We start from the raw sequence: 26,691 nt of genomic DNA on the forward strand, positions 1-26,691 counted from the left end.
AAGAAAACGACTCCGAAAGAAGTAGCTTTTATCGAAAATTGGATTAACAACTACCCTAAAAAATGCTTGGACTACAAGTCGCCAAGTGAATTTCTTTTGGGTGGCTAACTTCAACTTGAAATTTGGGATATAGTTCATATTCTAAAATAACTAAAAACAAGAGCCTATTCTGACTCTTGTTTTCTAGTCCATAAAAAGTACAGGTTAATAGCACAGGCCACTAAAATCACAGCAGGCCAAAGCAAATTTAACAAAGGAAGTTTACCGACATTATAGGCAATATAGAGAGTATTCCACACTCCCCCTAAACAATAGACAATCGTCAAAATAATTTTCATAAGACACTCCAATTAAATGATAGTGCTATTATACTACAAACTACCGTTGATTTCCTTAATCTGCCGCTCCATTTTCCGATAGTTTAGGAAAAATAGCAAAGCGTAGACCAAGATAAAAATCAGCCAGAAGAGGTAGATAAGTTTCTTGACCGACAATAGCAGGGGTTATGAGAGAAATAATGGTTCCGAGAACAACACCTAAACTGACTAAACGGCAAAAAAAGCCAGAACAGCTGTCCTGACTTTCATTGTCTTATAATTTCTTCTTCAACTCCGCAACTGCCATCATGACTTCCATTGGGGTCATATTGTAGATGTCTAGTTTTTCCAGTTCATCGAGGACTGGGTGAGAAGGCGTGTCTGCGAAGAGGTCGATTTGACCAGACGGCTCTTCCACAACTGACGGAGCTGGGTGAGTTGGTGCAGTAGGAGCTTGGTTTTCAAGCGTCTGCAAAATCCTATCTGCCCGCTCCAATAGCTCCTCTGGCATTCCAGCAATCTTAGCCACGTGAATCCCGTAGGACTTGTCAGCTGGGCCTTGGGCAATCTTGTGGAGGAAGGTGACTTGGCCGTCCTTCTCCAAGGTCGATACATGGACATTCTCTAGGTGTTCCAAGGTCTGGCTAAGGTCTGTCAACTCGTGATAGTGGGTGGCAAAGAGAGTCTTGGCACCAATCTTGTCGTGGATGTACTCGATGATAGACTGGGCCAGAGCCATACCGTCATAGGTGGCCGTTCCCCGTCCAAGTTCATCAAAGAGGATGAGCGACCGATCTGTCGCCAGACGGACCGCCTTATTGGCCTCCATCATTTCGACCATGAAGGTCGATTGACCGCTGACTAAGTCGTCTGCCGCCCCAATACGGGTGAAAATAGCATCGAAAATCGGCAATACAGCCTGATCAGCAGGCACATAAGAACCCATCTGCGCCAGAATGACAATAACCGCCAACTGCCGCATATAGGTAGACTTACCACTCATGTTTGGACCTGTAATCAGTTGCATATGCGTATCCGTATCCAAATGAATGGAGTTAGGAATGTAGGTCTGCTTGCCCATGACCTTCTCCACCACTGCATGACGTCCACGGTCAATGGTCAATTCTCTTTGATCTGTAAAGCGTGGACAAACCAAATGTTGCTGCTCCGCCACAACTGCAAAGGCCTGCAAAACATCAATGGTTGCAATGGTCCGAGCTAACTTCTGCAAGCGGCTGATGTACTTTTCAACCTCCTGACGAATCCGCATAAAAATCTCGTACTCTAGGTTAGCCGACTTATCACGCGCCTCCAACATCTGCCCTTCGATCTTAGCCAACTCTTCCGTTCCATAGCGCTCCGAGTTTTTCAAGGTCGCCTTACGGAAGAAATGACTAGGCACATTGCCCAGATTGGAATTGGTCACATGGAAATAGTAACCGTCTTTTTTATTATAATCAATCTTAAGATTGTTGATACCAGACGCTTCACGCTCCTTGGCCTCAATCTCCGCAATCCAACCCGCTCCCTCACGCATGACCAGACGGTACTGATCCAGCGTTTCATCAAAGCCCGTACGGATGATGTTTCCATCTGTGATGGTCCCTTGGGCATCTGGGTCAATAGCAGAGCTGATGAGAGCATGCAGTTCTGGAATTGGGTCCAATCCAGCTACCAGATTGCCTAGAGCAGGCTCATTGATTTGTAGCAAGATATTCTTGATTGCTGGGATATTTCCCAAAGTCTGGGAGAGCTGCAAGAGATCCTTGGGCATGGTTTTTCCAAAAGACACCCGACTGGCCAAGCGTTCGATGTCATAGACACCTTTTAAAGCCTCGACCAAGTCACTCCGTTCAAAGAAGTAATCCAGAAAAACCTGGACGACAGCCTGACGATTCTCAATCCGCTTAAGGTCAATCAAGGGACGATCAATCCATGTCCGCAATAGTCGCATGCCCATTGCTGTCTTGGTTTCGTCTAGCAACCAGTACAAACTACCGTGCTTCTTGCCTGTCCGACCGTTTTCAAGCAGGTCCAGACTGGACTTGGTTGCATAGTCCATTTGCAGATAGTCCTTGATTTCATAATGGACCACCTTTTGCAAGTGGCTTAGATCTCGCATCTGAGTCCGATGAAGGTAGCTGAGGAGTTTACCCGCCGCAGCCTTTTCCAAGTCTGTCAAGGAGTTATCAATCAGCTGAACATCCTCCGTCACCTCATCTTCAAAAGACAGCAACAAGTTCATCTGATTCGAGAAGACCTGCTCCTCTTCCTCTGAGAGAGTATAGCCGATGACCAATTCACGTGCCCGTAAATTGCGGATTTCACCGCAAAGACTGGTAAAATCATCCAAACTAGTCACAAAAAACTGACCTGTTGACACATCCATATAAGAAAGTGCGAACTGCACTCCCTGACGGTCAATGGTGACCAGATAGTTGCTGTCGGCTCCCATTTTGGACGAATCTGTTACCGTACCAGGAGTAATGACCTGCACTACTTCCCGCTTGACCACGCCGACTGCCTGCTTAGGATCTTCCATCTGCTCAGCAATAGCGACCTTATGCCCCAATTCAACAAGTGTGTCGATATACTGCTGGGCCGCGTGATACGGCACCCCCGCCATAGGAATCGGATTCTCCGCATTCTTATTACGACTGGTCAAGGACAGTTCCAAAATCTGTGCCGCTTCTACCGCATCTTCATAAAATAACTCATAAAAGTCTCCCATACGGAAAAGCAAAAAAGCATCTGGATACTGTGCTTTTATATCCAGATACTGCTGCATTCCCGGAGAAATTTTTTCTGTTGCCATCATCTCTCCCTGTTCTAATTCAAATAGTAGTTAATCTCCGCTTCAACTTGCTGAGCCGCTACATCATCTCGACAAATAACTAAAAGTGTATTAGCTCCCGCCAGCGTTCCCAAAATAGTCTCTGGCTTTTCTGCATCAATGATATTGGCCATCAAGGCCGCTTCTCCCAGTTCTGAATGAAGGACCAGAATAAAACTAGCCCGATCTACTTTATACGCATATTGTGCCAATAATTGGATAAAATTCACGCGCTCTTCTTCGATAGCTAAGGAATAAAATGAACGCCCATTTTCATGAATTTTTATCACTCCCAACTCACGTAAATCACGAGACAAGGTTGTCTGGGTTACCACTACCCCTCGAGCCTCTAAACCTTGCTGAATATCCGTTTGTCGCCCTATTTTTTCTTGACGAATCATGGCCTTTATTAAATCATGTCGTCCTGCTTTATTCATCATTTTACCTCAAAATGTATATTTATAGAAATATTATAACACTTTTCCCCGCTATTAGCCTAGAAATGTGTTAAAATAGAATCAATAACTTTGGAGGAAATCCTATATGAATCAAAAACAAGTGATTGCAGAAAGATTGGCTGCCATCCTTCCGAGTTTGGAAGTGGAAGCTATCTACAATCTGCTAGAAAAACCAAAATCATCAGAAATGGGCGATATTGCCTTCCCAGCCTTCTCACTTGCTAAAGTGGAACGCAAGGCTCCACAGGCTATCGCAGCGGACATCGTTGAAAAACTCGATACAACTGGCTTTGAGAACGTTGTTGCAACTGGTCCTTACGTCAACTTCTTCTTGGACAAGGCTGCTATCTCCCACCAAGTCTTGACAGATGTTATTACTGAAAAAGACCAATACGGTAAACTCAACATTGGTCAAGGACGCAATGTAACCATCGACATGTCCAGCCCAAACATTGCTAAACCATTCTCAGTTGGACATTTGCGCTCAACCGTTATCGGTGATGCCCTTGCTAACATCCACGAAAAGCTTGGCTACAAGCCAATCCGCATCAACCACTTGGGTGACTGGGGTAAACAGTTCGGTATGTTGATTGTTGCCTACAAACTTTGGGGTGACAAGGCTGCGGTCGAAGCAGACCCAATCTCAGAACTCCTCAAACTCTATGTGCGTATCAACGCTGAGGCAGAAGAAAAGCCTGAGTTGGACGAAGAAGCACGTCAATGGTTCAAAAAATTGGAAGATGGCGATCCAGAAGCTCACGAGCTATGGCAATGGTTCCGTGATGAAAGCTTGGTCGAATTCAACCGCATTTACGACAAACTCGATGTAACTTTCGACAGCTATAATGGCGAAGCTTTCTACAACGATAAGATGGACGAAGGCATCCAAATCTTAGAAGAAAAAGGACTTCTTCAAGAATCTAAAGGTGCGAGAATCGTTGACCTTGAAAGCTACAATCTTCCACCAGCCCTCATCATGAAAACAGACGGTGCAACACTTTACATCACACGTGACATGGCAACAGCTATGTACCGCAAACGCACTTACGACTTTGTGAAAAGCATCTATGTCGTTGGTCAGGAGCAAATCAACCACTTCAAACAACTCAAGGCTGTCTTGAAAGAAATGGACTTCGACTGGAGCGACGATATGACCCATATCACCTTCGGTCTGGTTACCAAGGACAAGAAAAAGCTATCCACTCGTAAAGGAAATATCATCCTACTCGAGCCAACTCTAGATGAAGCTATTTCACGCGCCCTTACTCAAATCGAAGCTAAAAACCCTGACCTTGAAAACAAGGAAGAAGTAGCACACGCAGTTGGTGTAGGCGCTGTTAAGTTCTACGACCTCAAAACCGACCGTGACAACGGCTACGACTTCGACCTAGAAGCTATGGTTTCCTTCGAGGGTGAAACAGGTCCTTATGTACAATACGCATACGCCCGCATCCAGTCTATCCTACGCAAGGCAAACTTTGTACCAAGCGCAGAAAATGACTACAAACTGGCTGATGCAGAAAGCTGGGACATCATCAAGCACATCCAAAACTTCTCAAACGTTGTTGAACGTGCTGGTGACAAATTTGACCCATCCCTCATTGCTAAATATGCTATCAACCTGGCGCAAGCCTTCAACAAGTACTACGCACACACTCGTATCTTGGATGAAAGCCCAGAGCGTGACAGCCGTCTAGCACTTGCCTACGCAACAGGACTTGTCCTCAAAGAAGCTCTACGTCTTCTCGGCGTAAAAGCACCAGAAAAAATGTAATCAAAGCCTTCGGCCATCAGCCGAGGCTTTTTTTCTACCACATTGCCTACTCTCGTTTCCGATTCCTTATCACAACAACTCCTTATCCCAAATGAAAATCAAAAAGATTCATTTCAATTACGAATACATAGATGGGAGGCACAAGTGATGCCTCTACTTCTATTACACAAGGAGAAATAATGAAAACATTCTTGAGAAGAAAAGGAATCGCCTGTCAGCTTCTAGCCGCCATTTTCATTGTCGGTATCAATTTACAATCCCCACCTTCAGCCTCAGCCAATGCGCGAGGAGATGACTATCCCTACACAGCAATTGATGCAGTCGATCCATGGAGACTCTACACACGCCAGTGCACCTCCTTTGTAGCCTTTCGACTTAGCACAGTGAACGGTTTTACATTGCCACCTGCCTATGGTGATGCCAATGTTTGGGGCCATCGTGCCAAACAAGAAGGTTATCAAGTTAACATGACACCTACTGTCGGCGCCGTTGCCTGGTGGGAAACTCCCATGCATGTCGCATGGGTTTCTGCAGTAAATGGAGATACCGTAGAGATTGAGGAATACAACTACGGCGTTCGCTATACCTACGGAAGGCGAGTTATCCCCAAAAATGCCGTTAGCGGCTACATTCATTTTAAAGACCTCGGAGCGGGAACAAGCAACTCTCAACCCGCCTTAGCCCCAAGCGGCACCTATACTTTTACCAGCCAACTGGCCATCAAATCTCAAGCTAGTCTATCTAGCCCTATCCTCGATTACTATTATGCTGGCGAAAGCGTCCGCTACGACAAGGTTCTTGAAGCCGACGGACAACAATGGATTAGCTATATCAGCTATTCTGGAGCTCGGCGCTATATCGCTATCCAACCTACCATTACTCAATCTACAAACAACAGCCTACCAGCATCAGGAAGCTACACCATCCAGTCCTACTCTAGTGTCCGCAACAATCCAAGTCTGTCCAGTCCTGAAATCACCTTCTACGGAGCTGGCTCAGTCGTTCGCTATGATAAAGTTATTACTGCCGAAGGTCGCACATGGATTAGCTATATCAGTTACTCAGGTGCCCGACGCTACATCGCCATCTCCTGATCACAAAAAAGACAATATTTAAAAGCACAATCTTTTTAGACTGTGCTTTTTCATTAAATATCTGTCGAATTAATAGCTGTGCTCGGTTTTTCTTTCGGTTTACGCAGATGGAAGAAAATAGTTACCCCAAAATAGATAGCAAATAGGACAACTCGAATAATATAATTCATCATTGCCTGCGCCTCTACTGACTGACGCATAACTGAATCAGTATAAATTTGACTCAACCCTTTCTCACCAATAAAAGCATAGGTCGAAAATAAGAGAGTTACAAAAAGATAACCCAGGTAGGCATAAGAAGCCTGCTCATTTTTCTTGAGGAAAAGCAGTACAATCGTCGCAATCACAGCAAGTAATAACACAACTGCAAATGCCTTATTGACAAGATTCGTTTGGAAATTGACAGACTCTCTCATATAGGTAAAATATACCTCATCAAGCCCCTCTACATTAAAATTCTGCAACAATTGACGCACAGCTGCCTCATCGTACTTCGCGAAAAACACATTAAAGACACGCACTACGCTCGCAATAGATGACAGCACAACAAAGATATACAAATGAATTGGTCTTTTCATAATAGCCTCCTTTTTTCTATATTTTATACTCATATTTTTATATTGTCAATCATATATTTCATTTGACTGCAAATATAATTTTGTTATACTAAGTTCAAAGGAGGAAAGCTCATGAAGAAATTGCCCACCTATATCGGAGTGATTATTTTTGTAGTCACTCTACTGATTAACTGGTTATTGCCAAGTCTTGCTAAAGTACTGAATACATTTTTCATTTGGACTATCGTAGCCTGCCTACTCTACACCATCTACTACTGGATTCGCTACTGGCTCTATGTCCGACAACAGAGATAACAAAGACTCCTCTAAGTTAGCTGCTTAGAGGAGTTCATTTTATTCTGACTTTTCATCAACCAAATGCACATTAACCCGACGATAGGTTTCTGTAAGATCTAGCAATTCCGCTTCAATCTCTGGTGTCAATTGATCTGCCGTCATTCTCCAAGTCCAGTTACCACCAAGTGTATTTGGCAAGTTCATGCGAGCTGAACCATCCAAACCAAGTAAATCCTGCATAGTAGCCACCGCCATAAAGGCTGGGGAACCAAAGAGCAGGCGGAAAAGAGCATGACTGACCGTTTCGCCCTCACGACGATTGCTGTACTTATCTAAGAATGCACGCGATTCTTTCGTTGTTTCATTTTCGTACCAGCCAAGAATCGTATCATTGTCATGGGTTCCCGTATATGCCACCACATTATTAGGATGGTTATGTGGCATTTCAATGCTGTCGCCCTCAGGGTCAAAGGCAAATTGCAGGACTTTCATACCAGGAAAACCTGTCGTATCACGCAATTGGATGACCTTATCTGTCACAGAGCCCAAATCCTCAGCTATGATATTTAAGTCTCCGAGTTCACGCTTGATTGTATCAAATAATTCAAAACCTGGTGCTTCGACACGGTAACCGTTTACAGCAGTTTCTTCACCTGCTGGAATTTCCCAGAAAGAGGCAAAGCCGATAAAGTGGTCGATACGAACCATATCGTAAATCTTGAAAGATTCTCGTAAACGTGCAACCCACCAAGTGAAGCCGTCTTGTTTCATCGCTTCCCAATCATAAATTGGATTGCCCCAAAGCTGACCAATTTCTGAAAATGCATCCGGTGGACAACCTGCAACCACACTCGGCTTGCCCTCTTCATCCGTTTTAAAGAAATGAGGGTTGGCCCACATATCAGCAGAATCTGCAGCAATGTAAATTGGCATATCCCCAACAAACTCAACACCTTTGGCATTGGCATAAGCCTTTAAAGCCTTCCATTGTGAAAAGAATAAATATTGTGTAATGCGGTGATAATCAATTCGATCTGCTAACAAGTGACGATAATATTCCAAGGTATCGTGGCAACGTAAGCGTGCACCTTGATCTTCCCACTCTGTCCAAGGTTTGAGATCAAAATGCTCTTTTATAGCCATATACTCCGCAAAGGTATGAATCCAAAAGTCATTCTCCCCTAAGAACATCCAGTAATCTTCTGGCAAGCCTTGTGCCTTCATGTTGGCAACCGCCTTCTCCAGTAATGGACGACGAGCATAAAAAACAGCTGCGTAATCTACCTCTGTAGGTTTCTGCCCAAACTCAACACCTTGCAAATCCTCTGCTGCCAGCCAGCCTTTATCAATCAATATATCGAAATCAATAAAATGAGTATTCCCTGCAAAAGCTGAAAATGACTGGTAAGGAGAGTCTCCATAACTGGTTGTTCCCAAAGGTAAGATTTGCCAATAGCGTTGCTTAGTTCTTACCAAAAAATCAACGAATTCATAAGCCGATTGTCCCATGGAACCAATTCCATATTTCCCTGGTAATGATGAAATGTGCATCAGCACACCACTCTGTCTTACTTTCATAAGTTCTCCTATCTAATCCGCTTGCACAACGCAAACGTTTTCTCTTTTTTATTATATACTGAAAACGGTAACAAATCAAGAAATTTCCATTTAATTCTGTTAGTTCACATGCCATTCCATATTTCTTTTCATTAATATGTGCAAAATGTGCAAAAAAATTCTTATATTTTTTTAAACTCAAAAAAATTTTTAAAAATTTTTATAAAAACGCTTGCAAACGGATTCAATCTAGTGTATAATGAAGTCAACTTAGGAAAACGTTTGCGCAAAGCAAGCGTCACACAAAACTATTTATCTTCGGAGGGAAGAAAATGAAACACAATCTCCTTAAGAGCGTTGCTCTTCTTGCTGCATCAACTGCTGTTTTAGCTGCATGCTCAAACTCAGGTTCATCAACAGAGGCATCTAAGTCTGCTGAAGGTAGCAAAGAATTGACTGTCTACGTTGACCAAGGTTATGAATCTTACATCAACGATGTCAAAGCTAGCTTCGAAAAAGAAAATGGTGTATCTGTTACCGTTAAAACTGGTGATGCTTTAACTGGTTTGGATAACTTATCATTGGATAACCAATCAGGTTCAGCCCCAGACGTTATGATGGCACCATACGACCGTGTAGGTAGCCTTGGTTCTGAAGGTCAACTATCTGAATTGACTCTTGCAGATGATAGCAAAGCAGATGACACAACAACTGCTCTTGTAACAAACGGTGGTAAAGTTTATGGTTCACCTGCGGTTATCGAAACACTTGTTCTTTACTACAACAAAGACTTATTGACTGAAGCTCCTAAAACATTTGCAGAACTTGAAACACTTGCTAAAGACAGTAAATACGCATTTGCTGGTGAAGAGGGTAAAACTTCAGCATTCCTAGCTGACTGGACGAATTTCTACTATACATACGGACTTCTTTCTGGTTACGGCGGCTATGTATTCGGTGAAAATGGCACAAATTCAAAAGACATCGGACTTGCTAATGAAGGTGCCATCAAAGCAATTGAATACGCTAAAACTTGGTACGAAAAATGGCCTCAAGGTCTTCAAGACGGTACTGCTGCAAACAACTTGATTAACACTCAATTTACAGACGGTAAAGCAGCTGCTATCATCGAAGGTCCTTGGAAAGCAGCTTCATATAAAGAAGCTGGTGTAAACTATGGTGTAGCAACAATACCAACTCTTGTAAACGGCAAAAACTACTCAGCATTCGGTGGTGGTAAAGCATGGGTTGTTCCAGCAGGTGCTAAAAACCAAGAAATGGCTCAAAAGTTTGTTGACTTCTTGACTGCTACAGACCAACAAAAAGCACTTTACGACGCTACAAACGAAGTTCCAGCTAACACTGAAGCTCGTGAATATGCTGTAAGCAAAAAAGACGAATTGACAACTGCAGTTATCAACCAGTTTGCTTCAGCTCAACCAATGCCAAACATCTCAGAAATGGGTTCAGTTTGGACACCAGCTGGTAACATGCTCTTCGAAGCTGCAAGTGGTTCAAAAGACGCTAAGACTGCTGCAACAGACGCTGTGAAAGCTATTGCAGACGAAATTGCTCAAAAACACAGCAACTAGTCAAGTTTAAAGTTGGACTGGGAGTTCTCTTCCCAGTCTACTTTATTACTTAACGATAAACTGAATAGATATAGTCTTTTAGTTTACTTTTAGTACGAGGCAATGAGCCGCAAGCATAACTGAAGTTAGGCAAGGCGAGTTAACAAAGTAATAAAAGAAAAACTAAATGACGATAACATCCACCATCTATTCAGAAGCTATATAAGGAGACTATGACTATGAAACAAAATCCAGGTAAGGCACTCCTTTTGTCCCTGATCCCTGGTCTCGGACAAATCTACAATAAACAAAAAGCCAAAGGATACATCTTTTTTGGTGTTACCCTTGCCTTCCTTGTTTATTTTATTGCTATTGCAGCTGGTGAATTAGGCAACTTGATTACCCTCGGTAGTGTTCGTGGACAAGATAATTCGCTATTCATGCTGATTCGTGGTTCTTTCCACTTAATTATCACAGTTGTCTATCTCGCTTTCTATGCACTCAACCTAAAAGATGCACGTGATACTGCGAAACGATGGAATTCAGGGATGCCAGTGGCTACCACATTAAAAGAAATGGTAAAAGGTATCTATGAGAATGGTTTCCCATATCTCTTGATCATCCCATCATATATTGCGATGACCTTTGCTATCATCTTCCCAGTTGTCGTTACATTGTTTATCGCCTTTACAAACTACGACTTCAAACACCTGCCACCAGGTGCCTTGTTGGATTGGATTGGTATTACCAACTTTACAAACATCTGGAAACTAAGCACATTCCGTACAGCATTTGGCTCTGTACTTGGCTGGACAATTATCTGGGCACTCTGCGCTTCAACAGCTCAAATTGTTATCGGTATCTTGACAGCCATCATCGCAAATCAGCCATTCATCAAGGGAAAACGCATCTTCGGTGTTATCTTCTTGCTCCCATGGGCTGTTCCTGCCTTCGTAACTATCTTGACTTTTAGTAACATGTTCAACGATAGTGTCGGCGCTATTAACACACAGGTATTGCCATTCCTGAGCAAATTCCTACCATTCATCGATAATTTCCTTATCCCTTGGAAAACCGACCCATTCTGGACTAAAGTTGCCCTCATTATGATGCAGGCTTGGCTTGGTTTCCCTTATATCTATGTTTTGACCTTGGGTATTTTGCAATCCATTCCAAACGACTTGTATGAAGCTGCTTACATTGATGGTGCAAGTGCCATTCAAAAATTCCGTAACATCACCCTTCCGATGATTTTAGCAGTAGCAGCTCCAACACTAATCAGCCAATACACCTTCAACTTCAACAACTTCTCTATCATCTACCTCTTCAACAATGGTGGTCCTGGTAGCGTCGGTGGTGGAGCAGGTTCAACTGACATCTTGATTTCATGGATTTATAAATTAACCACAGGTACATCACCTCAATACTCAATGGCGGCAGCAGTTACATTGATTATCTCAATGATTGTCATCAGTATTTCCATGATTGCCTTCAAAAAACTAAATGCTTTTGAAATGGAGGATGTATAAGATGAAATTATCTGTAAAATTTAGACGTAGAATCAATCAGACCTTAACCTATCTCTATCTGATTATTCTGTCTGTTATCATCATCTATCCTCTCTTGATTACAATCATGTCCGCCTTCAAGTCTGGTAACGTGGTTGCCTTCAAATTGGATAGCAATATCAACTTTACACTAGACAATTTCAGCAAGCTCTTTAGCGAGACTCTATACGGAACCTGGTACCTCAATACGCTTATCATTGCTCTCTTGACAATGGTTATTCAAACAAGTATAGTGGTACTAGCGGGTTACGCTTATAGTCGCTATAACTTCATCGCTCGTAAGCAGAGTTTGGTCTTCTTCTTGATTATCCAAATGGTACCAACCATGGCTGCTCTTACTGCCTTCTTCGTTATGGCCCTCATGCTCAATGCACTCAACCAAAGCTGGTTCCTCATCTTCCTTTATGTCGGTGGTGGTATCCCAATGAACGCTTGGCTCATGAAAGGCTACTTCGATACGGTGCCAATCTCACTTGATGAATCTGCAAAACTAGACGGTGCCGGTCACTTCAGACGTTTCTGGCAAATCGTCCTCCCACTCGTTCGTCCAATGATTGCTGTACAAGCGCTCTGGGCCTTCATGGGACCTTTTGGAGATTACATCCTATCCAAATTCTTGCTTCGTGAAAAAGAATTCTATACTGTAGCTGTCGGACTTCAAACCTTCATCAGTGATGTGAAAAATATGAAGATTGCCTACTTTGCGGCAGGTGCTATTCTTATTGCCCTCCCTATCAGTATCTTATTCTTCTTCCTACAAAAGAACTTTGTATCTGGTTTAACAAGCGGTGGCGACAAGGGATAACCCTGTCCCACCTTTTCCCTTTTCAGAGGAAACATTGATATTTATGAAAGGTCCAACGAATGCTCCCATATCCTTTTTCCTATTTTTCTAGTATCTTCTCTCCAAGAAATATGTTTGCCAATCGTAGACTAATGAACCTTTGGCAACGGTTGTTTACAACGCTTTTTTTAGTGGCGCTCTTGCTCATTCCGAGCTCCCTACAGACTGTCAATCTCGAAACCTATCCTTTAGAAAATTTCGTAGAAGGTATCTATTCACCTCTGACAGATCAGGTCGTAGATGACCTCCGTCAACATGCAGTCATCGAAAACAACCACCTAACCTATACTGGAAATACTAACTGGGGGCAAGTAACATTTGGTGATAATGTTAGCTCTAGTTCTGACTTTACTTATCAATTTGCCAATCAGTCTCTGACTATTCGTAAAGGAAGTGATATTCTAAGCGAATTGACTTATGAAGGTTTGAATACTGACGATTTTGCTAGTAAGGAGACATTAACTGCAGCCATCTCTAAAAAATGGTATCAAGCCAACCGAGCAGCTGTCGGACTGTCCATCACTCTTATTTCGACCTTTATTTTAACAACAAACCTACTCTTCATCCTACTAGGAGCCAGCTTCTTCCTCTTTTTGACTAAAAAGTCTCGTTTCTTCCATTTTGAAACGTTTGCAGAGTGCTATAATTTTGCTCTCAACTGTCTGGGCCTACCTACTCTTATAGCCTGTCTAATTGGACTATTTGGTCAACCTGTGACTACCCTTCTAACCATACAAAATATCCTATTTGTACTATGCTTGTTATGGGTATTTTTCAAAACAAAATTCAGAGATGAAATCTAGGAGGTCTATATGCGTGCTACCATCAAAGATGTGGCCAAATTAGCTGGTGTCTCGCCATCTACAGTTACTCGTGTCATTCAAAATAGCTCTGCCATTAGCCAAAAAACGAAAGACTTGGTTAGGAAAGCCATGGCGGATCTCAACTACCATCCAAACCTCAACGCTCGAAGCCTAGTTTCTAGCTATACACAGGTTATCGGACTGGTTTTGCCAGATGACTCGGATGTTTTCTATCAAAACCCCTTCTTCCCTACTGCCTTACGAGGAATTTCTCAAGTTGCAGCAGATCATAATTATGCCATCCAAATCTCCACAGGAAAGAATGAAGAACAACGTCTAGAAGCAATTTCTCAGATGGTCTACGGCAAACGAGTGGACGGACTCATCTTCCTCTATTCCAAGCCCGACGATCCATTGGTACAATTGGCTATCCAACACAAATTCCCCTTCCTCATTCTTGGTAAGGCGGATTCTCCTTTCATATCACTAGTTGATAATGATAATATCCAGGCCGGCTTTGAAGCTACCAACTACTTCATCAATAAAGGTTACAAAAACATTGCCTTCGTCGCTGGTAACAAAGAGCTGGTCGTATCTCAAGACCGTTATACAGGTTACAAGAACGCCCTTAAATCGCACAATATTCCCCTGGATGAAAACAAGGTCAAGTTTGTGTCTGGCTTCCTTCTCGAAGACAGTGCCTATAAAATTTCTAAGAAATTACTCAAACAAGACCTGGATGCAATCGTCACAACCGACACTTCCGTTGCCGAAGGTGTTGTCAAATATCTCAACGAAGTCGGAGTCAAACTTCCTATCATTTCTTTCGACTCCGTCAAACCAAAACTAGATATTGAAGCCTACGTTGACGTCCACGCTATTAAACTAGGACGTGTCGCATTCAATACTCTCCACCAAATCATCAATGACAATAAGGAAGACAAGCAAGTCTGCTACCGACGTGTCATTCCACATACCATTACCGAACTCTAACTTAGAAAGGAGCCTTTTGGCTCATGGCATTACGACAATTCCAAGCATTCCTTGATGATGTAGCAACTATTCGCTTGGTCATGGAAAAACGATTCGACTCCGAACATATGAGCTTTTCACTCGAATCAAATGATGCTACGTCTCAACTTTTTATCCATTCCTGTCTAGAAGTAGACAATCTCGTTATCTATTATCTAACCAGCCTCCATGCATTGACATTGGACAAGGACTATACCATCTACGACCAGGACCGTAATAAAGCTGAACTCGGCTATGGTCATATCGTTCGCTCTACACTTTTTGAACAAAGTTATACATACAATGGGCAAGACTTGGGAGCAACCTATCGACCAGAGGCAACAACCTTTAAGTTATGGGCACCTATTTCTAAGCAAGTTTTTCTTGTTCTAGAAGGAAACCCACGTGCAATGACTAAGGGAGCAAAAGGAGTTTGGGAAATTACTGTTGAAGGAGACCTAGAAGCCCACAGCTATCACTATCTCCACAAAGTAAACGGTGAATGGATTTCCGTTCACGATCCCTACGCCCTGTCTTCCACAGCCAACTCAGGTGACAGCTACGTTATCAATCCAGAGAAACTTCATAAAATCCGTCGTGCTAAGACCCAACGACCTATCTCTCAGGCCATTATCTATGAAATGAGCGTCCGTGATTTCTCATGGCAAAAAGAAGCTGGTTTCAAGCACCGCAGTCAATTTCTCGGATTGACAGAGTCTCCTACCATGGATGAAATGAAGCTAGGAATGGATTACATCAGAGAACTAGGCGTTACCCATATTCAATTATTGCCTGTTTATGATTTTGGCAGTGTGGATGAAAATAAACCCCAAGCTGTTTACAACTGGGGCTACGACCCTATGCAATACAATCTGCCAGAAGGTTCCTATTCTAGCCAACCAAATGATCCTTACGCACGTATTCTAGAGCTACAAGAAGCTATTCAGGCCTACCATGATGCAGATATTTCCGTTATTATGGACGTTGTTTACAACCACGTCTATCATGCTGAAAAGTACGCATTTGAGCTCATCGTTCCAGGCTACTTCTATCGCTATGATGAACACGGCATGCGAACAGACGGGACATTCTGCGGTAACGACGTTGCCAGCGAGCGCAGTATGGTCCGCAACTACATCAAACAATCCCTTCGCCAATGGCTAGAACTCTATGGTTTTGATGGATTCCGTTTTGACTTGATGGGTATCTTGGATAGCGAAACAATCAACCAGATTCAAACTGAATTATCTGCCATTCACCCAAATGTCTACCTCTATGGTGAAGGATGGAAAATGGCAACAGGCCTCGAATTTGAAAAGCTGGCTCACCAGTATAATGCAGAGCAGTTACCTGAAATCAGCTTCTTCAATGACGATTACCGTGATACCTTTAAGAAACTCTTGCTCAATCCAAACCGTCTAGTAGATAAGCAATTGCACGAAAAGGTACAACATCTCCTGACTGGTAGCCGATTAAGCCATTTCTTAACGCCTCAACAGTCCCTCAACTACATCGAATGCCATGATAATGCTACAGCATTTGACTATTTCCATATTGAGAATCCAAACTGGACACCTCAACAGCAGAAACGTGCTGCAAGTTTTGGTCTCCAGCTCATCTTAATCTCTCAGGGTATGGCCTTCATTCACAGCGGACAGGAATTTTTCCGTACAAAAGATGAAATAGATAATACTTACAATGTCCCTGACCGTATCAACCGTCTGGACTGGACACGAGCTATTCGCTATAAGGAACATATCGAATTCATTCAGGAATTAATTACCTTCCGTAAAAATAATCCAATACTCAGCCAGGATAACTACGAAAGTATCCAAGAAACTTGTGATTTCTACTGGTTAACTGAATATGTTCTTCGCTATCAAGTGACAAGTGAAGAAAAGACCATTCAATTTATCATCAACTTTGCGGATAGCGACTTTACCTATGAACGTGAAAAAAATAAGACAGTTCTCTACAACTATCCTCCAGTCGAAGAGCGTGATCAGCAAGAAATCACGATTGCAGGACAGAGTATTTGCATTTTAGAAGACAAATAGGACTTTAGACCGATGAAACACGATATAGTCTGAGGTATACTATAGTCAATCCTAAATATTTTTCATAATCTCCTTAAAACTCACTGGTCACGCTGGTGAGTTTTTTTGTGTGACAAAAAAACAACCCAGCATAAAGCTGAGTTGAGGCTCTTTACATCAATTCCATTATCTTCCGCCCAATGCGTTCAATGTCATTCTGCATCCCTCTAAGTTCAAAGGTGTCTATAACAGGAAAATTAAATCGCTCAGCATATTGCTTAGCAGTCAGACAATATTGGTTGTTGAAATTCCGATTGCCTGAGCCAACAACACCCAGACAGAGCTCTGCATTGGTCCCCAAAGCGATAAAATCTCCGAGAGGATTGGTCAGAATTTCCACATCTCCGTTGTCCACTCCATTTCCACCTTCTAAGTAGGTTGGTAAAAAGGCGACAAAGGGTGCATCTAGCTGATAGAAAGGAATATCCTGCTTGACCAAATCTTTAACATGGACCAGTTCAACCTCCCAGTCAGTTTGAAATTGGAAAAAGGACTTTAGGCGTTTCACAAAACTTTCTGTATTGCCACTCAAACTGATGTAAACCAAATATATTTTCTTCTTCATACATTTCCTCTTTATATAAAAACACTACATGTAGATTGTAAATACTATTTTACTCCTACATGTAGTGTTTGTCAATCAGTCACTTTCCACAAACCGACCAATAATATTGACGTTGTCAGCTACCGATACAAAGGCTTTGGGGTCTGCCTTTTTCATAATATGCTTGAAATCATTGAACTCTGCACGAGTGATGATGGTAATGAGAATCGTCTTTTGCTCATGGTTATAAGCACCCTCAGCACCGTTGATAATGGTCACACCGCGATTGAGCTTCTTATGGATTTTCTTAATGACTCGTTCAGGATGATTGGTAATAATCATGGCCTGCATCCGTTTTTGTTTCACGAAAATCGCATCTGTCATGCGACTGGAGATAAACAGCGCAACCATTGAATACAGGGCATATTGCCAGCCAAAGGTCATCCCTGCAATCAACATAATCATAATGTTGACAATCAAGGAAATGGAGCCAACTTGACGTCCCGTCTTCTTGCGAATAATAATAGAGACAATATCAGTACCACCACTGGATACATTGTTCCGAAGCGCAAAGCCAATCCCAGTTCCCAGCATGAGACCACCGAAAATAGCATTGACTAACGGATCCGTCGTCAGGGTAACTGGCGGCATAAATTGGATAAAGAAAGAACTGAAGGATACTGTAATAAAGGTAAAGATGGTAAATTTGTAGCCAATTTTATACCAAGCTAAGATAAGCAGGGGGATGTTCAGACCGTAGTAGACCACCGCAATCGGTACATTCCAACCAGTGTAAGAAGCTGCCAGAGCAGAAACAATCTGTGCAAGACCAGTAACTCCAGACGAATAGACATTCCCTGGTCTAAAGAAAAAATTGACTGCAATACTAGATAGGAGTCCATAAATAATGGACCCCGATATCCGTTCTGCGTATTTTTCCCGAGAGATCCCCGAAATAACCGACCAAAATTTATTTTTTCTGGCCTTTCTTAAGAAGAGTACACGCTGTTTTCTGAAAAATTTATTCATTTTCAAGTTTAATATCTAAAGCCAATTCCTCTAATTGTGCTGAGGCAACCGTACTTGGTGCCTGTGTCATCGGATCAGATGCCTTGTTATTCTTCGGAAAGGCGATAACTTCACGAATGTTATCCTCACCAGCCAATAACATGACAAAGCGGTCCAAACCGATAGCCAATCCACCGTGTGGTGGGAAGCCATAGTCCATAGCTTCAAGCAAGAAACCAAACTGCTCATGCGCATCTTCAGCTGAGAAACCAAGAGCCTTGAACATCCGTTCTTGCATGTCTTTTTGGTTGATACGAAGGCTACCGCCACCCAATTCATAACCATTCAAAACAATATCGTAGGCAACTGCACGTACCTCTGCCAAATCACCATCCAAATGATGAGCTGTTTCTTCTGTCGGCAAGGTGAATGGGTGATGGGCACTCATGTAGCGACCTTCTTCTTCAGACCACTCAAACATCGGCCAGTCCACAATCCAGAGGAAGTTGAATTTGCTTTCGTCAATCAAACCTTGCTCTTTTGCCAAGCGGTTCCGCAAAGCTCCCAAGGTATTATTGGCTACTTCCAATTCATCCGCCACAAAGAGGACCAGGTCCTTATCCTCAAGTTGTAAACTTGTTGTCAAGTTGTCTGTAATGTCTGTCAAGAACTTAGCAACTGGACCCGCTAATTCTCCCTTGTCTACTTTAAACCAAGCAAGTCCCTTGGCACCAAATTGTTTGGCGTATTCTGTTAATTTATCAATGTCTTTACGTGAGTAGCTATCTGCCGCCCCCTTGACTACAATTGCTTTGACAACTGGTGCTTCTGAGAAGACCTTGAAGTCAACTTCCTTGACAAGTTCTGTCAAGTCTTGCAAAAGCATCTCAAAACGAGTATCTGGTTTATCTGAACCATAGAAGTTCATAGCATGGTCATAGGCCATACGAGGGAATGGCAAGGTCACATCGATTCCTTTGGTATCTTTCAAGACCTTAGCAATCAAGCCTTCTACGATGTCTTGGATTTCAACTTCATTCAAGAATGAGGTTTCTAAGTCCACCTGTGTAAACTCAGGTTGACGATCTCCACGCAAATCCTCATCACGGAAACACTTAACGATTTGGTAGTAACGGTCAAAACCAGCATTCATCAAAAGCTGCTTAGTAATCTGTGGACTTTGTGGCAGGGCATAGAAATGACCTTTTGACACACGAGATGGTACCAAGTAGTCGCGTGCACCTTCTGGTGTTGACTTAGTCAACATTGGCGTCTCCACATCAATAAATTCCAAGTCATCCAGATAATTGCGAATGCTGTGGGTTACAGCTGCACGTAATTTGAAGTTGTTGAGCATCTCTGGACGACGAAGATCCAAATAACGGTAACGAAGACGGGTATCATCGCTGGCTTCAATGCCGTCCTTGATTTCAAACGGAGTTGTCTTAGCCGTGTTCAACACTGTCAAGCTGGTTACTTGCAGTTCAACAGCTCCTGTCGGGATATTGTCGTTAGCTTGCTCACGCTCCACAACCGTTCCTGTTACTTCGATAACAAACTCGGAACGAAGACTCTCCGCTTTTGCCATCACTTCAGCTTCAACTGACTCAGGGTTAATCACCAATTGCATAATACCTTCACGGTCACGCAAGTCAATAAAAATCAGACCACCCAAGTCACGACGACGGCCAACCCAACCTTTCAAAGTAATTTCCTGTCCGACATGTTCTTTACGAACACGTCCAGCGTACATAGAACGTTTCATTTTCTTCCTCTTTTACTGATTTTATACCTATTCATTCTACCATAAAATGGCTAATTTTTGGGGGAAATTGCCGAGAAAAATCTAAGAAACTGTATTCACCGTCCAGCACACCTATCTTAGACTTTTTATTCAGATACTCAGCCTTATTTTTTCCAAAATATAGTCCGTATTCCTTCAAAAAACTATCTCTTATATAACTTGACTTGTGAGTACAGGCTTAAAAAACCAGCCTTAAACGACTGGTTTAGTATAAAGCATATCTAAATGAGGAATATCGTCCTCCAGATAGACTTCTGAAACTGGCTCAAAACCTAACGAACTATAGAACTTTTCTAAATGGGCTTGGGCACCAATTTTAATCTGTCTTTCTTTCCATTCGTTTGTAATAAAGTGAATTGCTTGCTCCATCATTGGTCGACCTAAACCTTTGCCTCGATGACTTGACTTGATGACCACACGACCGATGGAAACTTCGTCATAACTTAGACCAGCTGGCAATATTCTCAAGTAAGCCACTAACTCTCCTTCATCAGTTCCCAAAAGATGAAGACAGTTTGGATCCTTTCCATCAACTTCAGGATAGGGACAGGCCTGTTCAACAACAAAGACATCAACTCTCAGTGTCAAGATACCGTAAAGTTCCTGTAAACTTAATTGGTCAAATACTTTTATTTCCCACTGCATAGCTTCCTCCTAGGGCAAGATGTTGCCTGCACTTTTATATATTTCGTACCATTCTGGCCGAGTCAAGGTAATCTCACTAGCTTGTGCAATCTTGGTCAAACGTTCTGGATTCATGGACCCAACAATGGTTTGAATCTTAGCTGGATGACGCAAAATCCAAGCCACGACAATTGTTTCATGTGAAACATTGTATCGCTCTGCTATTTCCCCAATCGTTTGATTTAAAAGAGCATAATCTGGATGATTGGCAAAAATACCTCGTTGCAAATCAATCAAGAAAGGAGACCAGGCTTGGATAGTGATTTTTTTAAGCTGGCAATAATCAATCAGCCCACCATCACGCATAGTCGCAGCATCATCTTTCATATTGACATGTAATCCAGCATCAATCAAAGGCGTGTGAGCAGGAGATAGCTGCAATTGATTAACTGCAAGCGGTTGATTGATATAGGATTGCAATAACTCCATTTGGTAAATATTCTGGTTGCTGACGCCGAAATGATGAACCTTCCCTGCTTTTTTCAAGAGATAAAAGGCTTCTGCCACTTCCTCTGCTTCCATCAGAGCATCCGGACGGTGTAAGGCGAGAACATCCAAATAATCTGTATCCAAGCGCTTCAAAATCCCATCTACAGATTCCAAAATATACTCTTTTGAGAAATCAAAATAGCCTTTACGAATGCCACATTTTGATTGGAGAAGCATGTCCTCACGTTTCAATCCTGCCAATTTTGCTCCCTGAGCAAAACGGATTTCTGACTCACCTCCACCATAAATATCTGCATGATCGAAAAAGTTGATTCCCTGCCCAACGACTGTATCTAACACTTTAGCAGTTTCCTGCTCTGTCAAACTAGCCATTCGCATACAGCCTAAAGCAATTCGAGAAACCTGTAAACCTGTCTGTCCTAATTCTTGCATATGTCTTCTCCTTGTAAGCGTTTTTCTTCTATTCATTATAACAGAAAAGGGAGCGGGACAGAACTCGAAAATAAAAAGAGTTCGTCGTCTCGCCCCCACACAGTTGATTAGGTCAGATTTGAAGTGTGCAACACGAATTGCTGAGATTTGCTGTGCAAATCTTATCTCCAACCTCTAACAATCTCCCAGATTGTTAGAGCCAATCAACCACTGTGCTGAGATATTGACACTAGCTTTGAGAAGTGGCATTCAACCTCCTAGTTAAAACCATAAATTCTTTTCGCAATTTTATAGACGGCATTGGAAATTTTTCGACCTGGATAACCGTATAAGTTAGTTAATTGCCCGAGTAACCCTTTACGAACGATTTTAAAGAGAGCTGGATTGTTATCACGAATATAGTGCCATAATTCCTGCTTTTTCATCATATGCTCAGCTGTTCCAGCACGATTGAGAAGGGCACAGGAGATAATGGTCGTAATCTCCACATGATTGAGCAAATAACTCCGTAAATCAGGATTATCAATCGCCTCCAAGTCTAAATTATCCACTAAGATCCGATTAACTTTTAACTGCTGGTCAATGCGCTTAATCATGACGGATTCATTGACAGACTGGTCATTTCGCCCAATAAAGTAACGATAAAAATCTACTGGCAGATAGTACATGGTTTTCACAGCCTGTAAAGGGGTAAACACGAAAATATTATCCACATAGAAAGTATGCTCTGGTAGAACGAGACCAACCTCACGCAATAAATCTGTCCTGTAAATCAAGGAATGCATCATCATGTATTGACCCTTGGAAAAGGCACCCACATCCTCCCAACCGAAGATACGGTTCTCAGGTAGAGTGGATTGATAAGACATGGATTTTTTACGAGATTGCCCCTCTTTTTCATAAACAAAATTGGAAATGAAGGCATCAACTGGCGTATTTTCGTCTTCCAAATCCTGTAAACTCTCTAGGATCTTCAAATAAGCTCTGGTATCAACCCAGTCATCTGAATCCACGACTTTAAAGTACTTACCCTTGGCCTCACGTATCCCTGTATTAACAGCTCCGCCATGGCCCTTATTGTCCTGATAGATGGCACGTACGTTTGAAAATTGATTCTCTAGTCCCTCTGCGATTTCCTGAGTCCGATCGGTCGAACCATCGTTGATAATCAGAATTTCAACCTTGTCACCACCCATTACAAGGGAATGAACACAGTAATGAAGGTAGGCCTCCGAATTATAACTCGGAATGGCAATGCTTAGTAAGGTCATCTTTCTCTCCATTTGACACAATTTGTTACTATTTTATCACATTTTCAGGAAAGTTACTGAGTATTTTTGTTTGTAAAAACAGACCTGCTCGGATGGTTACTACGGTATAACTTATTCACAGCTTGTGGATAAGTCGTGGATTTTTTCAACAATCTGTGGGAAACTATTGGGCAAAATCTTTTTTTATTTTAATCACTAGTTTTTCCACATCTCGACTTTGACTCCGTTTTATAATCACATCAAGATAATCAGCCAAGAAACTTCTCGGTGATGCCGCTTGCAAGGTCTGATAGGCTTGGCTAGGAAATACCATCTCTTCAAGCCAAGTCTGGTCCAATTTTTCTCCTGAAAAATAAGCACGATTGGCTGGCATGATAAATTGTGAAATAGCATCTGCTGTCTCGCCATCATACCACCGTTCATCGTTCAACACATTGTGGACCATGATGTCGCTGGTATTGTCAAAGACGATTTGTAAGTAGCTTAGGTGATTCTGCAAATTTGGATCACTAGGTTGGTGCTTTTCTGCCCACGAAGCCATATCAAGTTGAGTTTTTTGATAGCGAATGCTTGTATCATCAAGGCTCAGTTGGCCGATAACAGCTGGGTAAATAGAAAATGCTCCATTGACCACCTCAGAATAGCTGACTTGCCCCAAGTCTTCTTCAACAATATTCTGAGAATGAGTGTGGCCTGAAAAACCAAATTGAATGCCATATTGATTGAACAAGGCCTTCAAATCGGCAGCATTATCCAAAGTATAGCCTTTTGAGAGCATGGCATGCTGTTGCAAGACATTGTGATGGACAACAGGTATCAAGCTCACTCCAGCTTCCTTGGCTGCCTGAAGCTGTACTTCTATCCAATCCAAGGTCTCTTTTTTGATACGTCCATTGGTTGGAGGAGCTCCTTTGCCGTAGCCGTCAGAGTAGATGTTACTGTCTATCATCAGAAACCATGCATTTGAAAATGGCTTGGCCAGATAGCTCAATGAGGCTTGATCACGACTGCTGGCTTGTTGATAGCCATGATTGTCAAATGTATCTGAAAATTGCTGGGCGGTGACCTGATCCGTCACTATCTGCTGATCTCCCTTAAAGGCCCTAGCCCAGCCACTGGCAATATCATGGTTGCCAGGAATGACCAAAACCTCCGTTCCTTTTTCTTCAATCTGGGTAAAATACTGCGCCAACTCAACCATGCTCTGCTTTTCACCATTGAGAGTCAAATCCCCACTGACTAGTAACAAGGACGGTTGCTCACGCTCAACCTGCTCAACCAAGACCTCCATCCACTCTTTTCCATAACGTAAATCCTTGCCAGCAGCTGTTTTTTCGATATAAGAAAAAGCCTCTCCATCATCAAATAAATCCTGTGACAAATAATGCAAATCTGTGATAATCCAAATTTTATCTTGATCTCTTAATTCAGCCTCGACATAGGATTGCTGACGCTGGCCAGCAATAGCAGACCAAATCAAAACAATGACTGCAATAGCTCCTAACAATAATACTATTTTCTTCTTCATACCTTAAAAGTATATCATCTTAGTGAATGACGACAATACGAAAAGAGGAGTTAGACTGTAGCCAACCCCTCATATTAAAATTTATTTCTTAGCAAATCCAGCTGCTTGTTCACCAGCCTGACGACCAAATACGATGATGTCTGCTACAGCATTACCACCAATACGGTTTTGACCATGAACACCACCAGTTACTTCACCAGCAGCATAAAGACCAGAAATTGCTGAACCATCTGTTTTCAATACTTCAGTATTGGTATTGATTTTCACACCACCCATTGTATGGTGAACACCAGGTGCAACTTTAATCGCGTGGTAAGAACCAGTATTCAAAGCATGGTCCATACCTGATGTACGACCAAATGCCGCATCATTCTTATCTGCTACAGCCTTGTTCCAAGTATCAAGCGTTGTTTGAAGTGTATCCGCAGGTAGGTCAATTTCTTTAGCCAAATCTGCAAGTGTAGCACCCGTTTTTACAAGACCTTTTTCTTCGTATTGAGCAATAGCTTTCACACGATCTTTCAAGGCATCATCAAAGATAACATAAGCATAGTTTGGCTCCAAGCTATTGATAGCCGCAGAAACTTTATCACGAGTTTCCAATTCGTTAACAAAACGCTCACCTTTTGAGTTGACAAGGATAGCACCTTCGCCACGAACTGCTTCTGTAATCAAGTAAGAAGTTTCTTGCTCAACACTTGGGTGAATTTGGATTTGTTCCATATCAACAGTTGCTGCACCTTCTGATTCAGCAAGTGCAATACCGTCACCTGTTGAACCTTCTTGGTTAGTTGTAACATAACCTTTCAATGCTGGGTTTAATTTAGCAACCATTTCCAAATCAGCACCGAAACCACCAGTCGCCAATACAACTGCTTTAGCTGAGATTTTCTTAGTTTCACCAGCAATCTTCACTTCAACACCTGTCACAGCCCCATCCTTGTCTTGGAGTTTTTTAACATCTGCATTGACAAAAATTGGTACTTTACGTTCAACAAGATTGTGGTAAAGACCATTTACTAAGTAGCCACCAACAGCTGAACCATCTGCTGGACGGTGGGTACGTTTCTCACTCATACCACCAGTTGTAGTAAGGTTGCTAAGAGTAATTCCCATTCCATCCAACCAGTCAATTGCACTAGCAGAGTTATCTACAAGATAACGAAGTAATTCAGGACTATTTGTTCCCTTACCGCCTTTAAGTGTTTCTTCATAGAACTTATCGTTTGTATCAGCAATACCTTCCGCTTCTTGGAATTTAGTCTGTGAAGCATTCATACCAGCTGATGATTTAGCCGTATTACCACCGATAACAGGCATTTTTTCCAAGAGAGCAACACTAGCGCCAGCATCTTTAGCTGATATAGCTGCCGACATCCCTGCACCACCTGAACCAACTACGATAACATCATAGCTATCTTTCAACTCAGATGGATCTGTATATTCTTTCACAGATGCACCTGAAACAGCCTCTTCTGAAGAAGATGTAGTAGACGATGAAGAAGTTGCAGTTTTGTCAGATTTTCCTCCACACGCTACCAAAAACACAACAGCAAGTAGACTCATTAGTAAGCCTAACCAAGCTTTCTTTTTCATGATAAACCTCCAATTTTTATCTGATATTAGTATTATACAAGATTGTGAAATGTTTTTCAATTTGTTTTGAAATATTTTCACAAACATGAACAAAAAATGTATGATTCAAACATCACACATTTTATATAGCTATTTACTGCCCTTGAAGAGATAAAAAGCTCGCTATTTCGGATATTGTTACTTGGCTCCCTTTACGAAGTATTCCAGATAATTTACCAGATTTATAATAGGTTAAGCTAGGAACCGTAGCAAGACCTTGACTCTGTCGAAATTGTTGTATTTTTCCTGTCGGATCCGACTCGCTATCTAAATAGTAGATAGTCGCATGTGATTGCTCTACCGCCTCTGTTAATTTAGGAACAAAGTCACGACAATAAGGGCATGTCTCACGACCTATGTATAATATAAATTCTTCCTCGTTTTGGATTTTTTGCTCCACTTCATCTATCGAAATAGCCTGATAACTCTTTACAGCCTTCACGTAGTCTGATTCATCTGGTGCAGCCGCTGATTGAGATAGAAAGAATGCCCCACCTACGACCAAAATAGTCAATACCACTAGCAAAGAATACTTACGCCACATAATCCCTCCTC

General features: G+C 42.2%; 24 protein-coding genes and 1 pseudogene. 10 read left to right on the forward strand and 15 right to left on the reverse strand.

The window, feature by feature from the left end:
- Nucleotides 1–108 (forward strand): annotated as a pseudogene (locus tag K5Q29_RS07055) (IS30 family transposase); the annotation flags it as partial.
- Nucleotides 109–164: 56 nt separating this feature from the next.
- Here the strand turns inward: K5Q29_RS07055 and K5Q29_RS07060 are convergent.
- From K5Q29_RS07060 to argR, 4 genes are all read right to left on the reverse strand, one after another.
- On the reverse strand, nt 165–338 hold the full coding sequence (locus K5Q29_RS07060; RefSeq protein ID WP_172699599.1) for a hypothetical protein: 174 nt from the start codon (nt 336–338) through the stop codon (nt 165–167).
- Between the two features lie 33 nt (nt 339–371).
- On the reverse strand, nt 372–494 hold the full coding sequence (locus K5Q29_RS07065; RefSeq protein ID WP_172699598.1) for a DUF3021 family protein: 123 nt from the start codon (nt 492–494) through the stop codon (nt 372–374).
- A 97-nt stretch (nt 495–591) separates the two neighbouring features.
- Entirely contained in the window at nt 592–3,132 is a 2,541-nt protein-coding gene (gene mutS, locus K5Q29_RS07070) for a DNA mismatch repair protein MutS (protein ID WP_105138931.1), read from the reverse strand.
- Nucleotides 3,133–3,146: 14 nt separating this feature from the next.
- Nucleotides 3,147–3,587, reverse strand: coding sequence for an arginine repressor (gene argR / locus K5Q29_RS07075; RefSeq protein WP_002937036.1), 441 nt, complete (start codon nt 3,585–3,587; stop codon nt 3,147–3,149).
- Nucleotides 3,588–3,693: 106 nt separating this feature from the next.
- Here argR and argS point away from each other — a divergent pair, with 106 nt between their 5' ends.
- Together argS and K5Q29_RS07085 are read left to right on the forward strand one after the other, a co-directional pair.
- Nucleotides 3,694–5,382 (forward strand): arginine--tRNA ligase, encoded by a 1,689-nt coding sequence (argS, locus tag K5Q29_RS07080; RefSeq protein WP_105121922.1) that lies wholly within the window; start codon nt 3,694–3,696, stop codon nt 5,380–5,382.
- A 179-nt stretch (nt 5,383–5,561) separates the two neighbouring features.
- Nucleotides 5,562–6,476: an SH3 domain-containing protein gene (locus K5Q29_RS07085; RefSeq protein ID WP_105138929.1), complete on the forward strand. Its 915-nt coding sequence runs from the start codon at nt 5,562–5,564 to the stop codon at nt 6,474–6,476.
- Nucleotides 6,477–6,529: 53 nt separating this feature from the next.
- Here the strand turns inward: K5Q29_RS07085 and K5Q29_RS07090 are convergent, their stop codons facing one another.
- Complete coding sequence (locus K5Q29_RS07090; protein WP_044758461.1) at nt 6,530–7,054, reverse strand: hypothetical protein; 525 nt, start codon at nt 7,052–7,054, stop codon at nt 6,530–6,532.
- 111 nt (nt 7,055–7,165) lie between these two features.
- Here K5Q29_RS07090 and K5Q29_RS07095 point away from each other — a divergent pair, with 111 nt between their 5' ends.
- Entirely contained in the window at nt 7,166–7,348 is a 183-nt protein-coding gene (locus tag K5Q29_RS07095; protein ID WP_002937045.1) for a hypothetical protein, read from the forward strand.
- Between the two features lie 39 nt (nt 7,349–7,387).
- Here K5Q29_RS07095 and malQ read toward each other — a convergent pair whose 3' ends face one another.
- Nucleotides 7,388–8,908 carry a 4-alpha-glucanotransferase gene (gene malQ, locus K5Q29_RS07100; protein WP_105138928.1) on the reverse strand — a complete coding sequence of 507 codons (1,521 nt, stop codon included), beginning with the start codon at nt 8,906–8,908 and terminating at the stop codon, nt 7,388–7,390.
- 311 nt (nt 8,909–9,219) lie between these two features.
- Here malQ and K5Q29_RS07105 point away from each other — a divergent pair, with 311 nt between their 5' ends.
- The 6 genes from K5Q29_RS07105 (at nt 9,220) to pulA (ending at nt 16,741) form a co-directional block, all read left to right on the forward strand.
- Nucleotides 9,220–10,479, forward strand: a complete 1,260-nt coding sequence (locus K5Q29_RS07105) for an extracellular solute-binding protein (protein ID WP_105138927.1) — start codon at nt 9,220–9,222, stop codon at nt 10,477–10,479.
- 212 nt (nt 10,480–10,691) lie between these two features.
- Nucleotides 10,692–11,987, forward strand: a complete 1,296-nt coding sequence (locus K5Q29_RS07110; protein WP_105138926.1) for a sugar ABC transporter permease — start codon at nt 10,692–10,694, stop codon at nt 11,985–11,987.
- Nucleotide 11,988: 1 nt separating this feature from the next.
- The gene (locus tag K5Q29_RS07115) at nt 11,989–12,831 is read left to right on the forward strand and encodes a sugar ABC transporter permease (RefSeq protein WP_044761969.1); all 843 of its coding nucleotides are present in this window, start codon (nt 11,989–11,991) and stop codon (nt 12,829–12,831) included.
- A gap of 131 nt (nt 12,832–12,962) precedes the next feature.
- The gene (locus K5Q29_RS07120; protein ID WP_238600846.1) at nt 12,963–13,673 is read left to right on the forward strand and encodes a hypothetical protein; all 711 of its coding nucleotides are present in this window, start codon (nt 12,963–12,965) and stop codon (nt 13,671–13,673) included.
- A 9-nt stretch (nt 13,674–13,682) separates the two neighbouring features.
- Nucleotides 13,683–14,666 carry a LacI family DNA-binding transcriptional regulator gene (locus K5Q29_RS07125; protein ID WP_002936122.1) on the forward strand — a complete coding sequence of 328 codons (984 nt, stop codon included), beginning with the start codon at nt 13,683–13,685 and terminating at the stop codon, nt 14,664–14,666.
- A 23-nt stretch (nt 14,667–14,689) separates the two neighbouring features.
- Nucleotides 14,690–16,741, forward strand: coding sequence for a type I pullulanase (pulA, locus tag K5Q29_RS07130; protein ID WP_105138924.1), 2,052 nt, complete (start codon nt 14,690–14,692; stop codon nt 16,739–16,741).
- Between the two features lie 151 nt (nt 16,742–16,892).
- On the opposite strand, the gene nrdI is transcribed toward pulA, so the two are convergent.
- The 9 genes from nrdI to K5Q29_RS07175 all read right to left on the reverse strand — a co-directional run bounded on the left by nrdI (nt 16,893) and on the right by K5Q29_RS07175 (nt 26,680).
- Nucleotides 16,893–17,345: a class Ib ribonucleoside-diphosphate reductase assembly flavoprotein NrdI gene (gene nrdI, locus K5Q29_RS07135; protein WP_024407725.1), complete on the reverse strand. Its 453-nt coding sequence runs from the start codon at nt 17,343–17,345 to the stop codon at nt 16,893–16,895.
- A 75-nt stretch (nt 17,346–17,420) separates the two neighbouring features.
- A complete protein-coding gene (locus K5Q29_RS07140) occupies nt 17,421–18,359 on the reverse strand; it encodes a YitT family protein (RefSeq protein WP_105138923.1) in 939 nt (312 codons plus the stop codon).
- Nucleotides 18,346–20,097, reverse strand: coding sequence for an aspartate--tRNA ligase (aspS, locus tag K5Q29_RS07145; protein WP_105138922.1), 1,752 nt, complete (start codon nt 20,095–20,097; stop codon nt 18,346–18,348). Before aspS ends, K5Q29_RS07140 begins: the two co-directional genes overlap by 14 nt.
- A gap of 231 nt (nt 20,098–20,328) precedes the next feature.
- A complete protein-coding gene (locus tag K5Q29_RS07150; protein ID WP_105138921.1) occupies nt 20,329–20,781 on the reverse strand; it encodes a GNAT family N-acetyltransferase in 453 nt (150 codons plus the stop codon).
- 9 nt (nt 20,782–20,790) lie between these two features.
- Complete coding sequence (locus K5Q29_RS07155; protein ID WP_105138920.1) at nt 20,791–21,702, reverse strand: aldo/keto reductase family oxidoreductase; 912 nt, start codon at nt 21,700–21,702, stop codon at nt 20,791–20,793.
- Between the two features lie 257 nt (nt 21,703–21,959).
- The gene (locus K5Q29_RS07160; protein ID WP_161947067.1) at nt 21,960–22,973 is read right to left on the reverse strand and encodes a glycosyltransferase family 2 protein; all 1,014 of its coding nucleotides are present in this window, start codon (nt 22,971–22,973) and stop codon (nt 21,960–21,962) included.
- A gap of 163 nt (nt 22,974–23,136) precedes the next feature.
- Nucleotides 23,137–24,501, reverse strand: coding sequence for a metallophosphoesterase (locus K5Q29_RS07165; protein WP_105138918.1), 1,365 nt, complete (start codon nt 24,499–24,501; stop codon nt 23,137–23,139).
- A gap of 81 nt (nt 24,502–24,582) precedes the next feature.
- Entirely contained in the window at nt 24,583–26,097 is a 1,515-nt protein-coding gene (locus K5Q29_RS07170) for a flavocytochrome c (RefSeq protein ID WP_105138917.1), read from the reverse strand.
- Nucleotides 26,098–26,230: 133 nt separating this feature from the next.
- Nucleotides 26,231–26,680, reverse strand: coding sequence for a thiol reductase thioredoxin (locus K5Q29_RS07175; protein WP_105138916.1), 450 nt, complete (start codon nt 26,678–26,680; stop codon nt 26,231–26,233).
- Nucleotides 26,681–26,691 lie beyond the last annotated feature (11 nt).

The sequence above is a fragment of the Streptococcus sp. 2018037 genome (assembly GCF_019754195.1).
Taxonomy (GTDB): domain Bacteria; phylum Bacillota; class Bacilli; order Lactobacillales; family Streptococcaceae; genus Streptococcus; species Streptococcus hashimotonensis.

What these genes read in the sequence shown, in the direction of transcription:
- K5Q29_RS07060 (WP_172699599.1), bottom strand. Translation starts at nt 338, where the DNA reads ATGAAAATTATTTTGACGATTGTCTATTGTTTAGGGGGAGTGTGGAAT.
- mutS (WP_105138931.1), bottom strand. Translation starts at nt 3,132, where the DNA reads ATGGCAACAGAAAAAATTTCTCCGGGAATGCAGCAGTATCTGGATATA.
- argR (WP_002937036.1), bottom strand. Translation starts at nt 3,587, where the DNA reads ATGAATAAAGCAGGACGACATGATTTAATAAAGGCCATGATTCGTCAA.
- argS (WP_105121922.1), top strand. Translation starts at nt 3,694, where the DNA reads ATGAATCAAAAACAAGTGATTGCAGAAAGATTGGCTGCCATCCTTCCG.
- K5Q29_RS07085 (WP_105138929.1), top strand. Translation starts at nt 5,562, where the DNA reads ATGAAAACATTCTTGAGAAGAAAAGGAATCGCCTGTCAGCTTCTAGCC.
- K5Q29_RS07090 (WP_044758461.1), bottom strand. Translation starts at nt 7,054, where the DNA reads ATGAAAAGACCAATTCATTTGTATATCTTTGTTGTGCTGTCATCTATT.
- K5Q29_RS07095 (WP_002937045.1), top strand. Translation starts at nt 7,166, where the DNA reads ATGAAGAAATTGCCCACCTATATCGGAGTGATTATTTTTGTAGTCACT.
- malQ (WP_105138928.1), bottom strand. Translation starts at nt 8,908, where the DNA reads ATGAAAGTAAGACAGAGTGGTGTGCTGATGCACATTTCATCATTACCA.
- K5Q29_RS07105 (WP_105138927.1), top strand. Translation starts at nt 9,220, where the DNA reads ATGAAACACAATCTCCTTAAGAGCGTTGCTCTTCTTGCTGCATCAACT.
- K5Q29_RS07110 (WP_105138926.1), top strand. Translation starts at nt 10,692, where the DNA reads ATGACTATGAAACAAAATCCAGGTAAGGCACTCCTTTTGTCCCTGATC.
- K5Q29_RS07115 (WP_044761969.1), top strand. Translation starts at nt 11,989, where the DNA reads ATGAAATTATCTGTAAAATTTAGACGTAGAATCAATCAGACCTTAACC.
- K5Q29_RS07120 (WP_238600846.1), top strand. Translation starts at nt 12,963, where the DNA reads ATGAACCTTTGGCAACGGTTGTTTACAACGCTTTTTTTAGTGGCGCTC.
- K5Q29_RS07125 (WP_002936122.1), top strand. Translation starts at nt 13,683, where the DNA reads ATGCGTGCTACCATCAAAGATGTGGCCAAATTAGCTGGTGTCTCGCCA.
- pulA (WP_105138924.1), top strand. Translation starts at nt 14,690, where the DNA reads ATGGCATTACGACAATTCCAAGCATTCCTTGATGATGTAGCAACTATT.
- nrdI (WP_024407725.1), bottom strand. Translation starts at nt 17,345, where the DNA reads ATGAAGAAGAAAATATATTTGGTTTACATCAGTTTGAGTGGCAATACA.
- aspS (WP_105138922.1), bottom strand. Translation starts at nt 20,097, where the DNA reads ATGAAACGTTCTATGTACGCTGGACGTGTTCGTAAAGAACATGTCGGA.
- K5Q29_RS07150 (WP_105138921.1), bottom strand. Translation starts at nt 20,781, where the DNA reads ATGCAGTGGGAAATAAAAGTATTTGACCAATTAAGTTTACAGGAACTT.
- K5Q29_RS07155 (WP_105138920.1), bottom strand. Translation starts at nt 21,702, where the DNA reads ATGCAAGAATTAGGACAGACAGGTTTACAGGTTTCTCGAATTGCTTTA.
- K5Q29_RS07160 (WP_161947067.1), bottom strand. Translation starts at nt 22,973, where the DNA reads ATGACCTTACTAAGCATTGCCATTCCGAGTTATAATTCGGAGGCCTAC.
- K5Q29_RS07165 (WP_105138918.1), bottom strand. Translation starts at nt 24,501, where the DNA reads ATGAAGAAGAAAATAGTATTATTGTTAGGAGCTATTGCAGTCATTGTT.
- K5Q29_RS07170 (WP_105138917.1), bottom strand. Translation starts at nt 26,097, where the DNA reads ATGAAAAAGAAAGCTTGGTTAGGCTTACTAATGAGTCTACTTGCTGTT.
- K5Q29_RS07175 (WP_105138916.1), bottom strand. Translation starts at nt 26,680, where the DNA reads ATGTGGCGTAAGTATTCTTTGCTAGTGGTATTGACTATTTTGGTCGTA.